Origin of the sequence: Paractinoplanes abujensis (genome assembly GCF_014204895.1) — a bacterium.
Lineage (GTDB): Bacteria > Actinomycetota > Actinomycetes > Mycobacteriales > Micromonosporaceae > Actinoplanes > Actinoplanes abujensis.
Genome location: NZ_JACHMF010000001.1, coordinates 6,504,019 through 6,518,112 on the forward strand (window position 1 = coordinate 6,504,019; position 14,094 = coordinate 6,518,112).

Below are 14,094 nucleotides of genomic sequence, written 5' to 3' on the forward strand. Positions count from 1 at the left end.
CTAGCGCGCCACCCTTTCGTTAGCGACGACCGCCGTCGGCCCCGGATCCTCGACGTTGACGTCCTGCATGGTCGCCTGGACGGCCGGGTTGATCACGTCGGTGACCGGCTTGGGATAGAAGCCGAGCAGGATGATCAAGAGGATGAGCGGGGCCACCACGACCTTCTCGCGAAGCGTGATGTCCTTCTTCATCTCCGGCACCTCGGCGAGGGCCGGGTTGAGGGTGCCCTGCGTGGTGCGCTGCACCATCCAGAGCACGTAGGCGGCGGCCAGGATGATGCCGGCCGTGGCCACCACCGCGTACGCCGGGTGCACGGTGAAGGTGCCGATCAGCACGAGGAACTCGCTGATGAAGGGCGCCGTGCCGGGCAGCGCCAGCGACGCCAGACCGGCGAAGAAGAACACCCCGGCCAGGACCGGGACGAGCTTGCCGGCGCCGCCGAAGTCGCTGATCAGGTTGGAGCCGCGACGGGCGACGAACATGCCGACCACGATGAACAGCAGGCCGGTCGCAAGACCGTGGTTGACCATGTAGAGCACCGAGCCGGTGCCGGCCTGGCTGGTGAACGCGAAGATGCCGATGCCGATGAAGCCGAAGTGCGCGATCGACGTGTACGACACCAGGCGCTTGAGATCGTTCTGACCGACCGCGAGCAGCGCGGCGTAGATGATCCCGATGACCCCGAGTACCAGCGCGGCCGGGGCGAACCAGCGCGAAGCCTCGGGGAACAGCGAGAGGCAGTAGCGCAGGATCCCGAACGTGCCCACCTTGTCCATCACGCCGACGAGCAGCGCGGCCGCGCCGGCCGGGGCCGCACCACCGGCGTCCGGCAGCCAGGTGTGGAAGGGGAAGAACGGCGCCTTGATCGCGAACGCGACGAAGAAGCCGAGGAACAGCCAGCGCGCGGTGTTCTGGTCGATCGACCCGGCCGCCTCGGCCAGCTTGGCCCAGTCGAACGTGTTGCCGCCGACCACCCACAGCCCGATCACTGCGGCCAGCATGAACAGACCGCCGACCAGGCTGTAGAGGAAGAACTTGACCGCCGCGTACTGGCGGCGCGGCCCGCCGAAGGACCCGATGATGAAGTACATCGGGATGAGCATGACCTCGAAGAACACGTAGAACAGGAAGACGTCGGCGGCCGCGAAGACACCGATCATCGTGAACTCGAAGGCCAGCAGCAGCGAGAAGTAGACCGGGGCGGAGCGGTTGGTCTTCTCCACGTCGTTCCAGGAAGCCAGGATCACGACCGGGAACAGGATCGCGATCAGCATCAGCATGACCAGCGCGATGCCGTCGGCCGCGAACGTGAACCGGGCGTCCCAGGACGGGATCCAGGCGTACGACTCGCGGAACTGGAACCGGTCGCCGTCGACCTGGAAGGCGATCCACATGAAGACGCTGAGCACCAGCACGACCAGCGACCAGACGAAGGCCACGGTCTTGGCCAGCTCGGCCTTGGCCCGCGGGATGAACGCCACCGCGATGGCGCCCACCAGGGGCAGCAGGGTCAGGATGGACAGAAACGGAAAGTCGTTCACGCCAACCACCCAAGCTGGATCGCGAGGAAGGCGCCGACGACTACGACGGCACCGGTGAGCATCGAGAGTGCGTACGAGCGGACGAAGCCGGTCTGCAGCCTGCGGAGCCGGCCGGAACTGCCGCCGACCCCCGCCGCGATGCCGTTGACCACGCCGTCGATGCCCTTGTTGTCGAGGTAGACCAGCGCCCGGGTCAGGTAGATGCCGGGCCGCTCGAACACCGCCTCGTTGATCGCGTCGGTGTAGAGGTTGCGGCGGGCCGCGGTGACGACCACACCGGCCGGCTGCTCCTGCAGGGCCGTGCCCCGGCGGAACATCGCCCAGGCCAGAGCCGCGCCGGCCACCGAGACCACGATGCCGAGGATCTGGATCAGCGTGTGCGGGATGACCGCCTCGTGGTGCGCCTCCTCGGCCCCGAAGACGGGCTCGAGCCAGCCGGGAACCGACGTCGACATGAGCCAGCCGGCGCCGATCGAGCCGAGGGCCAGCAACATCAGAGGCACGGTCATGATGAACGGCGACTCGTGCGGATGCTTGTTGTCCTCGGTGTACCGCTCAGGACCGTGGAACGTCAGCACGAACAGGCGGGTCATGTAGAACGCCGTCAAGCCGGCGCCGAGCAGGGCTGCCATGCCGTACAGCCAGGACGTCCAGTCGCCGCGCTCGAAGGCCGCCGCGATGATCGGCTCCTTGGAGAAGTAACCGGACAGCGGCGGGATACCGATGATCGCGAGCCAGCCCATCATGAAGGTGAGCCAGGTCCACTTCATGTATTTGCGCAGGCCGCCGAAGCGCCGGATGTCCACCTGGTCGTGCATGCCGTGCATGACCGAGCCGGCCCCGAGGAACATGTTGGCCTTGAAGAAGCCGTGCGCCAGCAGGTGGATGATCGCCAGCGCGTACGCCCCGCCGCCGAGCCCGACGCCGAGGAACATGTAGCCGATCTGGCTCACTGTCGACCAGGCCAGCACCCGCTTGATGTCGTCCTTGGCGGCGCCGATGATGCAGCCGATCAGCAGCGTGAGCGCACCCACGCTGACCACGACCGTCTGCAGCGTGGTGTTCGCGGTGAAGATCGCGTTGGAGCGGGCGATCAGGTAGACGCCCGCCGTCACCATCGTGGCCGCGTGGATCAGGGCCGAGACCGGGGTCGGGCCCTCCATCGCGTCGGGCAACCAGGCCTGCAGCGGGAACTGACCGGACTTACCGGCCGCACCCAGCAGCAGGAGCAGGCCCATGATCAGCACAGTGGTCGAGCTGAGCGCGCTGACGTTGCCGAAGACCTCGTCGTACTGGGTGGTGCCGAGCGTGGCGAACATCATGAAGATGCCGATGGCCAGGCCGGCGTCGCCGACCCGGTTCATCAGGAACGCCTTCTTGCCGGCGGTGGCCGCGGACGGCCGCGTGTACCAGAACGAGATCAGCAGGTACGACGCGAGACCCACGCCCTCCCAGCCGAAGTAGAGCATCACGTAGTTGTTGCCCAGCACGAGCAGCAACATCGCCGCGACGAAGAGGTTGAAGTAGGCGAAGAACTTCCGCCGGCCCGGGTCGTGCTCCATGTAGCCGACCGCGTACAGGTGGATCAGCGATCCGACGCCCGTGATCAGCAGGACGAACACGCCGGCCAGCGGGTCGAACAGCAACCCGAAGTCGACGTGCAGATTGCCGACGGCGATGAAGTCCCACAGGCTCAGCTCGGCCGAGCGCTGTTCGGCGTCCAGGCCGCGCAGGCTGAAGAAGAAGATCAACCCAAGCACGAAGGAGGCTGCCACCGCGAGGACGCCGAGCCAGTGCCCCCACTTGTCGGCCCGCTTGCCCAGGAGCAGCAAGATCGCGGCGCTGACCAGAGGAATGGCGATGAGCAGCCAGATGCCGCTCAACGCCCCCGTCGCGTGGGCGTACTCCACTGTTGGTTCCACGTGAAGGCCCCTTTAGTACTTCAGAAGGTTCGCGTCGTCGACGCTCGCCGAGCGCCGCGTACGGAAGATCGACATGATGATCGCGAGACCCACCACGACCTCGGCGGCCGCGACGACCATCACGAAGAACGAGATGATCTGGCCGTCCAGGCTGCCGTTGATCCGGCTGAAGGTGACCAGGGCCAGGTTCGCGGCGTTGAGCATGAGCTCGATGCACATGAACAGCACGATCGCGTTGCGGCGGACGAGCACCCCGGCGGCGCCGATGGTGAACAGGATTGCCGCCAGCACCAGGTAATACTCGGGAGTCACTTCTCAGTTCCCTTCGGTGCCGCCTCGTCCGCGGTGAGCTCGCGGATCGGCAGGATCTCCGAGATGCTGCGCTCGGCGCCGTTGCCGTCGGGCAGCCGCGCGGGGGCGGCGACCGACATGGTGTTGGCGTAGACGCCGGGACCGGCCTTGGGACCGGGGTAGTTGCCGGGCCGGAACCGCTCCTTCATACGGGTCACCTGGTCGACCGCGTCCTCCTTGGCCTTCTCGACGTGCGCCAGGATCATCGCGCCGACCGCGGCGGTGATCAGCAGGGCCGAGGTGACCTCGAAGGCGAAGACGTACCGGGTGAACAGCAGAGAGGCCAGGCCCTGGACGTTGCCGTCCGCGTTGGCCTCGGTCAGCCCGATCGCCGGGACGTCGCCCAGCGAGCGGGCCAGACCGGCGCCGATCAGCGCGGCCAGGCCGACACCGAGCAGGATCGCGGCGACCCGCTGGCCGCGGAGCGTCTCGATCAGCGAGTCCGAGGCGTCCCGGCCGACCAGCATCAGCACGAACAGGAACAGCATCATGATCGCGCCGGTGTAGACGATGATCTGCACCGCGCCCAGGAACGGCGCCGAGTTGACCACGTACAGGAAACCCAGGCACAGCATGGTGAGGACCAGCCACAGGGCGGAGTGGACCGCGTTGCGGGCGATCACCATGCCGAGCGCGCCGATCACGGCCAGCGAGCCGAGGATCCAGAAAGCGACCGCTTCGCCGGTGGACACGTGGTCCATCACACGGCCTCCTTCGCGGACTGGCCCGGACGGCGCAGCGTGCCCGCGGTCTCGGGCCGGGCGTCGGCGTCGGCGGCAGTGGCCGCGTCCTGCGTGCCCGCCTCCGACCACGGGGCCCGTTCCGCTCCGGCCGAGGTGCCCGGGTTGGTCAGCGCGCCGACGTAGTAGTCCTTGTCGGTCTCGCCCAGGCGCATCGGGTGCGGCGGCTGCTCCATGCCGGGCAGCAGCGGGGCCAGCAGTTCCTTCTTCGTGAAGATCAGGTCCTGCCGGCTGTCGCGGGCCAGCTCGTACTCGTTGCTCATGGTCAGCGAACGGGTCGGGCAGGCCTCGATGCAGAGCCCGCAGAAGATGCAACGGGCGTAGTTGATCTGGTAAATGCCGGCGTAGCGCTCACCGGGCGAGAACCGCTGCTCGTCGGTGTTGTTGGCGCCCTCGACATAGATCGCGTCGGCCGGGCAGGCCCAGGCGCACAGCTCGCAGCCGATGCACTTCTCCAGGCCGTCCGGGTGCCGGTTGAGGATGTGCCGCCCGTGGTAGCGCGGCGCCGGCGTCGGCGGTGTGAACGGATAGTCGGTCGTGATGACCTTGCGGAACATGTGCGCGAAGGTCACCCCGAAGCCCTTGAAGGAGCCGGTGAACGTACCCACGTCACACCTCCTTGGTTTCTTCAGGAGACCCGACCGTGGCCGGGGCACGCTCGGCCACGGCCCGGCGGGCCCGTGGACTGGGGGGAACCTGTAGATCCATCGGTGGCACCGGGAAGCTGCCCGGCGGTCTGGAGGCCAACTCCTCCTCGATGGAGAGCTGCCTCGGCTTGCGGGCGGCCGGCCAGAGCATGGCGATCAGCAGGATCACGACCACGATGCCGACGATCGAGAACCACTTGGCCTGCTCGGAGAGCTCGTTGTTGGCGACCTTGACGTAGCTCAGGAAGAGGATCCACACCAGGTTGACCGGGATGAGGACCTTCCAGCCGAAGCGCATGAACTGGTCGTAGCGCATGCGGGGCAGGGTCGCCCGCAACCAGATGAAGCCGAAGAGCAGCAGCAGCACCTTGGCGAAGAACCAGATCAGGCCGAAGTAGCCGGAGTTCGCGCCCTCCCAGAACCACGTGATCGGCCAGGGGGCCCGCCAGCCACCGAGGAACAGCGTGGTGGCGAACGCCGAGACGGTGATCATGTTGATGTACTCGGCCAGGAAGAACAGCGCGAACTTGAACGAGGAGTACTCGGTGTGGAAGCCGCCGACCAGCTCGGACTCCGCCTCGGGCAGGTCGAAGGGCGCGCGGTTGGTCTCGCCGACGGCCGCGATGCAGTAGATGACGAAGCTGGGCAGCAGCAGCACCGCGTACCAGCTCGGGGTCGTCACCTCCCAGCCGAAGAGGTTGACCGGGTTGCCGTGCGCCTGCGCGGCCACGATCTGCGAGGTGCTCATCGTGCCCGCGGTCATGAACACCGCGACGATCGACAGACCCATCGCGACCTCGTACGAGATCATCTGTGCGCTCGACCGCAGACCGCCCAGCAGCGGGTAGGTCGAGCCGGAGGCCCAGCCGGCCAGCACGACGCCGTAGACCGCCATCGACGAGCAGGCCAGCAGCACGAGCACCGAGACCGGCACGTCGGTGAGCTGCAGCGCGGTCTGCTGACCGAACATGTTGACCACGCCACCGAACGGGATGACCGAGAACGCCGTGAAGGCGACCGTCGCCGAGATCACCGGTGCGATGAAGTAGACGACCTTGTCGGCCGTCTTCGGGATGATCTCCTCCTTGAACGGCAGCTTGACGCCGTCCGTGAGGCTCTGCAGCCAGCCCTTGGGCCCGACCTGGTTGGGGCCGGGCCGCACGGCCATCCGGGCCACGACCTTGCGCTCATAGTTGATCGTGAAGAGCGTCAACAGGAGCAGCAGGACGAAGACGCCGAACAGCTTGATCAGCGTGATCCACCAGACGGTGTCTTCGAATGTCTGCAGCGTCGGATCCACGGCGTGCGCCGCGAGAATCGACGTTTTCATGCCTTGACCTCCGACGAGGACGCGAGGATCGGGCCGCCGCGCCCGGCCGAGAGCCGGACGACCGCGCCCGCGGTCACGCCGAGGCTGCGACCGACGGTCGACCCGGGCGAGTTGGTGGGCAGCCACACGACGCCGGCCGGCAGGTCGGTGACGGCGGCCGGCAGGGTGATCGCGCCGCGGTCGGTGCCGACGGTGACCGCGTCCCCGTCGACCACGCCGAGCGCCTCGGCCTGCGCCTTGCCGATCCGCACGACCGGCGGCCGCGCGGTGCCGGCCAGCGCCGCGTCGCCCTCGAGCAGCGAGGCCTGGTCGATCGCCTGACGCCAGGTGGCCAGCACAGCCTCGTGCTCGCCGAGCGTGGGCAGTGCCGACCCCGCGGTCGCGGGGGCCGCCGGGCGGGCCGCCTTGCTGAGCGGCATCGCGCCCAGCTCGCGACGGATCGTCATCACGTCGCCAGTGGCCAGCGTGACATCGGTCAGCGCGGCGATGGCCTCGAGCACCCGGCCGTCGGTCATCGCCGTGCTCGGCAGCACCGTGCCGAAGGACCGCAGCCGGCCCTCCCAGTTCAGGTAGGTGCCGGACTTCTCGGCAGCCGGGGCGACCGGGAGCACCACGTCGGCCCGGCGGGTGACGGCGCTGTGCCGGATCTCCAGGCTGACCACGAAGCCGGCGTTGTCGAGCGCCTGCTCGGCCAGCCGCGGGTCGGACAGATCGCTCGGGTCGACGCCGCCGACCAGCAGGCCCCCGAGCTCACCAGCGGCCGCCGCCGCGATGATGCCGTCCGTGTCGCGGCCCGCCTTGCTGGGCAGGCCGCCGGCCTCGACGTCCCAGGCCAGCGAGAGTTCGGCGCGGGCCGCCGGGTCGCCCACCGGGCGGCCGCCGGGCAGCAGGTTGGGCAGGCAGCCGGCGTCGATCGCACCACGGTCACCGGCCCGTCGGGGCACCCACGCGAGGCGGGCGCCGGTGCGGGCGGCCAGGGCGGCCGCGGCCGACAGACCACCGGGCACGGTGGCCAGACGCTCGCCGACGATCAGCAGGGCGCCGGGCGCGGCGAGCGCGGCGGCGAGCGCGGGGTCACCGGCCAGCAGGCGGGCCTCGTCACCGGGCACCGCCTCGACGAGCGTGGCCCCGAGCTTCTCGAAGCCCCGCGACAGGAACGGCGAGACCGCGGTGACCTGCAGCTTTTTGCGACCGTGAGCTTTGCGGAGCCGCAGGAAGAGGATCGGGCACTCCTCTTCGGGCTCGAGCCCGACGATCACGGCCGACGGGGCGTTCTCGACATCGGCGTACGTGACGTCGGAGACGCCCGCGACGGAGGCGGCCAGGAAGTCGGCCTCCTCGGCGCTGAGCGGCCGGGCCCGGAAGTCGATGTCGTTGGTGCCGAGGGCGACCCGGGCGAACTTCGCGTACGCGTACGCGTCCTCCACCGTGAGCCGGCCGCCGGTCAGCACCCCGACGCCGCCGTTGCCCTTGGCCGCGGCGAGCCCTTCGGCCGCCGCCAGCAGGGCCTCGCTCCAGGACACCTCGCGCAGCTCGCCGGTCTCGGCGTCGCGCAGCAGCGGGTTCATGATCCGATCGGTGGCGACCTGGTACTGGAAGCCCCAGCGACCCTTGTCGCAGTTCCACTCCTCGTTCACCGCCGGGTCGTCACCGGCCAGGCGGCGCAGCACCTTGCCACGGCGGTGGTCGGCCCGCATCGAGCAGCCGGCCGCGCAGTGCTCGCACGCCGTCGGCGTCGAGACCAGGTCGAACGGGCGGGCCCGGAACCTGTACTGCTCGCCGGTGAGCGCGCCGACCGGGCAGATCTGGATCGTGTTGCCGGAGAAGTACGAGTTGAAGGCGACGTCGCCCGCACCCTCGCCGACCTGGCCGTCACCGGTGCCGGCGCCGCCGAAGAAGTCGTCGCGGTAGACGTTGATCTGCTCGCCGGACGAGCGGTCCATCAGGTCGATGAACTTGTCCCCGGCGATCTCCTCCGAGAACCGCGTGCAGCGCTGGCACAGGATGCAGCGCTCCCGGTCGAGCAGCACCTGGCTGGAGATGTGGATCGGCTTCTCGTACTCGCGCTTGTGCTCGTGGAAGCGCGAGTCGGCCCGGCCGTTGGTCATCGCCTGGTTCTGCAGCGGGCACTCGCCGCCCTTGTCGCAGGTCGGGCAGTCCAGCGGGTGGTTGGCCAGCAGCAGCTCCATCACGCCGCCCTGCGCCTTGGCCGCGACCTCGGAGGTGAGTTGCGTGCGCACCACCATGCCCTCGGCCACGGTCTGGGTGCACGAGGCGACCGGCTTGCGCTGGCCCTCGATGTCGACCAGGCACTGGCGGCACGCGCCGGCCGGGGCCAGCAGCGGGTGGTCGCAGAACCGCGGGATCGCGATGCCCATCCGCTCGGCGACCCGGATGACCAGCTCACCCTTCTCGGCGGTGACCTCGATGCCGTCGATGGTGAGCGTGACGGTGTCGGTCTTCTTGGCTACGTCCGTCATCAGTGAGCTCCAACCAGAGCCTTGGCGGACAGCCGCGGAGCGGTCCGGCCCTCGATGTAGTCCAGGTAGTCCTGGCGGAAGAACTTGAGCGTCGACATGACCGGAGTCGCGGCGCCGTCGCCCAGACCGCAGAACGACCGGCCGAAGATGTTGTCCGCGGTGTCCTGCAGGGTGTCGAGATCCTTGTACGTTCCCTCACCGCTGAGGATCCGGCGGTAGGTGCGCACCATCCAGTAGTTGCCCTCGCGGCACGGGGTGCACTTGCCGCACGACTCGTGGTGGTAGAACTCCAGCCACCGCCACGTCGAGTAGACCGGGCAGTCCTGATCGCTGAAGATCTGCATGGCCGTGGTGCCCAGGATCGACCCGGCCGCGGCCACCCCCTCGAAGTCCATCGGGGTGTCAATGTGCTCGGCTGTGAGCAGCGGCGTGGACGATCCGCCGGGGGTCCAGAACTTGAGGTTGTGCCCCGGCTTCATGCCGCCGGCCAGCTCGATCAGCTCGCGCAGCGTGATGCCGAGACCACACTCGTACTGGCCGGGGTTGGCGATGCGGCCGGAGAGCGAGTAGATCATCGGGCCGGACGACTTCTCCGTGCCCATGCTCTTCCACCAGTCGGGACCGCCGAGCACGATGTACGGCACCGAGGCGATCGTGCCGACGTTGTTGACCACCGTGGGGCTGGCGTACAGGCCCGCGACGGCCGGGAAAGGCGGGCGCAGCCGGGGCTGGCCACGGAAACCCTCGAGCGAGTCGAGCAGTGCCGTCTCCTCGCCGCAGATGTACGCGCCGGCGCCGCTGTGCACGACCAGTTCCAGGTCGAAGCCCGAGCCCAGGATGTTCGTGCCCAGGTAGCCCTTGGCCTTGGCCTCCTCGACCGCGTTGCGCAGGCGGCGGGCGGCATGCACGGCCTCGCCGCGGATGTAGATGAACGCCCGGTTCGCGCGGATCGCGTACGAGGCGATGATCGCCCCTTCGATCAGCGAGTGCGGGTCGTACGTCATCAGGGGCAGGTCCTTGCAGGTGCCCGGCTCGCCCTCGTCCGCATTGATCACGAGGTAGTGCGGCTTGCCGTCGCCCTGCGGGATGAAGCCCCACTTGAGACCGGTCGGGAAGCCCGCGCCGCCGCGGCCGCGCAGACCCGAGTCCTTGATCAGCTGGATCAGGTCGTCGGGGTGGACGTCGAGCGCCTTGCGCAGCGCGGCGTAGCCGTCGAGCCGCTCGTAGGTGCCGATCTTCCAGGCGTCCGGCGAGAGCCAGCGCTTGGTGAGGACCGGGGTCAGCTTCTGCAGAACCTCACGCCGTGGCTGAGTCACTTCGCCTCCTCGGTACGGGCGGTGTCCCCGGCCGGCTTGCCGTCACCGGCAGGCTGGTTGGACGCGGTGCCGGCGGCTTCGGCCGGGTTGGACGGCACAGGCTGCTTCGCGTCGGCCGTCCCGGTCTTGTCAGGCGTGCCGGCGTCGGGGTTGCGCTGTTCCGCCGTACGGGTCTGGGGATCCTTGACGTCACCGGCGTGGGTCGTCTTGCCCGCGTGTCCGGGGGTGACGCTGCTGACGGCGCTCTTGACCTTGTCGACCACCGTGGCGACCTTGCCGCGGCTGTCCGTACGGCTTTCCTCGCGCGGGGCCGGCTTGGTCTTGGTGATCGGCGTGTCCGGGTTGAAGTTCGCGACCGCGATACCGTGCTCCTGGGCCAGCGTCACACCGCGCAGGGTCGGCGCTCCGGCCACTCCGTCGGCGACGGCACCCTCGCGCGGCTCGGCGAACCCGGCCAGCTGGACCTGCATCTCCTTGAGCGAGCAGATGCGCGCACCCCGGCTGGGCGTGGGCCGCTCACCGTTGCGCAGCTGGTCGACCAGGCCCACCGCCGCTTCCGGGGTGGCCTCGTCGATCGCGAAGTCGTAGTTGACCGTCACGACCGGCGCGTAGTCGCAGGCCGCCAGGCACTCGGCGTGCTCCAGCGTGATCCGCCCGTCGGCCGTGGTCTCGTCGTGCCCCACCCCGAGGTGCTCGGACAGCTGGTCGTAGACCTCCTGGCCGCCGAGGGTGTTGCACAGCGTGTTGGTGCAGACGCTGACCAGGTATTCACCGGTCGGGCGCCGCTTGTACATGGTGTAGAACGTGGCGACCGCGCCGACCTGGGCCTTGTTGATGCCGAGGATCTCGGCGCAGAAGGCCACCCCGTTCGGGCTGACGTACCCCTCCTCGGTCTGCACGAGGTGGAGCAGCGGCAGCAGCGCGGAACGGCTGCGGTCGGCCGGGTAGCGAGCGATGACCTCGAGCGCCGCGGGGAGCAGCTTCTCGGCCAGGGGAGCGGCGGCGGGGGAGAAATCCACCTCTAAACCATCATTCGCAGTACGGCGAAGCCGGTTGGGGGATTCAGTGTCAGTCATTAACGGTCACACCCACCCATCACGGGGTCCAGGGACGCGCCGCCGGCGATCACGTCGGCCAGCAGCGCACCTTCGGCCATCGCGGGGATGGCCTGGAGGTTCACGAAGCTCGGGTCCCGCATGTGGACCCGGTAGGGATGGGTGCCACCGTCGGAGACGGCGTGGACGCCCAGTTCGCCACGCGGGTGCTCGATCGCGACGTACACCTGGCCCGGCGGCACCCGGAAGCCCTCGGTCACGAGCTTGAAGTGGTGGATGAGCGACTCCATCGACTGGCCCATGATCTTGGCCACGTGCTCGAGGGAGTTGCCCATGCCGTCCAGGCCCACGGCCAGCTGCGCGGGCCAGGCGATCTTCTTGTCGGCGATGAAGATCGGGCCCGGGCGCAGCTTGTCGAGCGCCTGCTCCACGATCTTGAGCGACTCGCGGATCTCGGCCAGCCGTACCTGGTAGCGGCCCCACACGTCGGCGGTGGTCGCGGTGGGCACGTCGAACTCGTAGTTCTCGTACCCGCAGTACGGCATCGTCTTGCGCAGGTCCCAGGCCAGCCCGGCCGAGCGCAGCACCGGGCCGGTCACGCCCAGCGCGAGGCAGCCGGTGACGTCGAGAACCGCCACCCCCTGCGTACGCTCCTGCCAGATCACCTGGCCGGAGAGCATGGCCTCGTACTCCTTGAGCTTCTTGGGCAGGTAGACCAGGAAGTCACGGATCTTCTTGATCGCCGACTCCGGGATGTCCTGCGCCACGCCGCCCGGGCGGAAGTACGCGTGGTTCATCCGCAGGCCGCTGGTCTCCTCGAAGATGTCGAGGATGTACTCACGCTCGCGGAAGCCGTACAGCATCATCGAGATGGCGCCGAGCTCCATGCCCGTGGTGGCCAGCCACACCAGGTGCGACGAGATCCGGTTGAGCTCCATGAAGAGCACCCGGATCGTGTTGGCCCGCTCGGTGATCTGATCGGTGATGCCCAGCAGCTTCTCGACCGCGAGGCAGTAGCCGGCCTCGTTGAACAGCGGCGCCAGGTAGTCGGCGCGGGTCACGAACGTCGTGCCCTGGGTCCAGTTGCGGTATTCGAGGTTCTTCTCGATGCCGGTGTGCAGGTAGCCCACGACCGGGCGGACGTCGGTGACCGTCTCGCCCTCGAGCTCGAGCACCAGCCGCAGCACGCCGTGCGTGGACGGGTGCTGCGGACCCATGTTGACGACGATCTTCTCGTTGCTCAGCGGGTCGACACTGCCGGTGACGGTGTCCCAGTCGCCGCCGGTGACCGTGAAGACGCGGCCCTCGGTGGTCTCCCGCTCGCTTGCGTATCCGGACTGTGTCATTGGTAGACCCTCCGCTGGTCAGGAGGCGGAATCTCGGCGCCCTTGTACTCGACGGGCACGCCGCCGAGCGGGTAGTCCTTGCGCTGCGGGTGACCCTCCCAGTCGTCCGGCATCAGCACCCGCGTCAGGTTCGGGTGACCCGTGAAGATCACCCCGAACATGTCGTACGTCTCCCGCTCCTGCCAGTCGGCGGTCGGGTAGACGCTGGTCACGCTGGGCACGCTGCCGCCCGCCGGTACCGCCACCTCGAGGCGCACGCGGCGCCGGTAGGTCATCGAGGCCAGGTGGTAGGTCACGTGCAGGCGGCGGGCGTCGCTGTTGAGGTAGTCCACGCCGGAGACCGAGGAGCAGAGCTCGAAGCGCAGCGACTCGTCGTCCCGCATGATCTGCGCGACCTCGGCGATCCGCTCGGGCTTGATGTGCAGCGTCAGCTCGTCACGGTCGACGACGACCTTCTCGATCGCGTCGGCGAAGCCCGGGTAGGCCTCCTCGAGCGCGTCCGTGACCTCGTCGAAGTAGCCCCCGTACGGCTTGGGGCTGCCGCCGGCCTCGGGGCGGTGCCGCACCAGGCCGCCGAAACCGGAGACGTCGCCGGTGCCGGTGATGCCGAACATGCCCTTCTGCGGGCTGGCCGGGGTCTGGGCCGGGGCGCCGAGGTTGGCGCCTTCCGGGCTGCTGGGTTCGATGCTCACTTGCCGTCCTCCCGCAGGTGCGGCTGCAGCTTCATCCAGTTCTCGATGCGCAGCTGTTCCTCGCGGCCTTCCTTGACCGCCTGGGTCCACTCGGCCCGCCGGGCCTTGTCCACCCGGTACGACGACGGCATCGCGCCCGGGGCCACGATCGGCATCTTGCCCTCGGCCTTGCGGGCCTCCAGCATCTTCTTGCCGTTCGGGCCGAGCGGCGCGGCCATGACCTTCTCGCGCATCTTGAGGATGGCGTCGATCAGCATCTCGGGCCGCGGCGGGCAGCCGGGCAGGTAGATGTCGACCGGGACGATGTGGTCCACGCCCTGCACGATCGCGTAGTTGTTGAACATGCCGCCGGACGAGGCACACACGCCCATCGAGATCACCGAGCGCGGCTCGGGCATCTGGTCGTAGATCTGGCGGACGACCGGCGCCATCTTCTGGCTCACCCGGCCCGCGACGATCATCAGGTCGGCCTGGCGGGGCGAGGCCCGGAAGACCTCCATGCCCCAGCGGCCCAGGTCGTAGTGCGGACCGCCGGCGGCCATCATCTCGATCGCGCAGCAGGCCAGGCCGAACGTGGCGCCCCAGAACGAGGACTTACGCGCCCAGTTCGAAACCTTCTCGACGGAGGTGAGCAGGATCCCCGCGGGGAGTTTCTCTTCGATACCCATGACGC

Annotated in this window: 12 protein-coding genes; all 12 read right to left on the minus strand. The window is 68.8% G+C overall.

Annotation, left to right across the window (positions count from 1 at the left end; translation table 11 throughout):
- Genes BKA14_RS29740 through BKA14_RS29795 form a run of 12 tightly spaced genes read right to left on the minus strand, consistent with a single transcriptional unit; the run spans window position 1 to window position 14,089 of the window.
- Window positions 1-1,542 (minus strand): NADH-quinone oxidoreductase subunit M, encoded by a 1,542-nt coding sequence (locus BKA14_RS29740; protein WP_184954115.1) that lies wholly within the window; start codon window positions 1,540-1,542, stop codon window positions 1-3.
- The gene (nuoL, locus tag BKA14_RS29745) at window positions 1,539-3,464 is read right to left on the minus strand and encodes an NADH-quinone oxidoreductase subunit L (protein ID WP_184954116.1); all 1,926 of its coding nucleotides are present in this window, start codon (window positions 3,462-3,464) and stop codon (window positions 1,539-1,541) included. The genes BKA14_RS29740 and nuoL overlap by 4 nt, the downstream gene beginning before the upstream one ends.
- Window positions 3,465-3,476: 12 nt before the next feature.
- On the minus strand, window positions 3,477-3,776 hold the full coding sequence (gene nuoK, locus BKA14_RS29750; protein WP_184954117.1) for an NADH-quinone oxidoreductase subunit NuoK: 300 nt from the start codon (window positions 3,774-3,776) through the stop codon (window positions 3,477-3,479).
- Window positions 3,773-4,516, minus strand: coding sequence for an NADH-quinone oxidoreductase subunit J (locus tag BKA14_RS29755; protein ID WP_184957036.1), 744 nt, complete (start codon window positions 4,514-4,516; stop codon window positions 3,773-3,775). Before BKA14_RS29755 ends, nuoK begins: the two co-directional genes overlap by 4 nt.
- Window positions 4,516-5,163 carry an NADH-quinone oxidoreductase subunit NuoI gene (gene nuoI / locus BKA14_RS29760; protein WP_184954118.1) on the minus strand — a complete coding sequence of 216 codons (648 nt, stop codon included), beginning with the start codon at window positions 5,161-5,163 and terminating at the stop codon, window positions 4,516-4,518. Before nuoI ends, BKA14_RS29755 begins: the two co-directional genes overlap by 1 nt.
- 1 nt (window position 5,164) lies before the next feature.
- On the minus strand, window positions 5,165-6,532 hold the full coding sequence (gene nuoH, locus BKA14_RS29765) for an NADH-quinone oxidoreductase subunit NuoH (protein ID WP_184954119.1): 1,368 nt from the start codon (window positions 6,530-6,532) through the stop codon (window positions 5,165-5,167).
- Window positions 6,529-9,012, minus strand: a complete 2,484-nt coding sequence (locus BKA14_RS29770; RefSeq protein ID WP_184954120.1) for an NADH-quinone oxidoreductase subunit G — start codon at window positions 9,010-9,012, stop codon at window positions 6,529-6,531. Before BKA14_RS29770 ends, nuoH begins: the two co-directional genes overlap by 4 nt.
- On the minus strand, window positions 9,012-10,328 hold the full coding sequence (gene nuoF, locus BKA14_RS29775) for an NADH-quinone oxidoreductase subunit NuoF (protein WP_184954121.1): 1,317 nt from the start codon (window positions 10,326-10,328) through the stop codon (window positions 9,012-9,014). The genes BKA14_RS29770 and nuoF overlap by 1 nt, the downstream gene beginning before the upstream one ends.
- Window positions 10,325-11,404 (minus strand): NADH-quinone oxidoreductase subunit NuoE, encoded by a 1,080-nt coding sequence (gene nuoE / locus BKA14_RS29780; protein ID WP_184954122.1) that lies wholly within the window; start codon window positions 11,402-11,404, stop codon window positions 10,325-10,327. Before nuoE ends, nuoF begins: the two co-directional genes overlap by 4 nt.
- Entirely contained in the window at window positions 11,404-12,729 is a 1,326-nt protein-coding gene (locus tag BKA14_RS29785; protein ID WP_184954123.1) for an NADH-quinone oxidoreductase subunit D, read from the minus strand. The genes nuoE and BKA14_RS29785 overlap by 1 nt, the downstream gene beginning before the upstream one ends.
- A complete protein-coding gene (locus BKA14_RS29790; RefSeq protein ID WP_184954124.1) occupies window positions 12,726-13,421 on the minus strand; it encodes an NADH-quinone oxidoreductase subunit C in 696 nt (231 codons plus the stop codon). The genes BKA14_RS29785 and BKA14_RS29790 overlap by 4 nt, the downstream gene beginning before the upstream one ends.
- On the minus strand, window positions 13,418-14,089 hold the full coding sequence (locus BKA14_RS29795; RefSeq protein WP_184954125.1) for a NuoB/complex I 20 kDa subunit family protein: 672 nt from the start codon (window positions 14,087-14,089) through the stop codon (window positions 13,418-13,420). Before BKA14_RS29795 ends, BKA14_RS29790 begins: the two co-directional genes overlap by 4 nt.
- Between the last annotated feature and the right edge of the window lie 5 nt (window positions 14,090-14,094).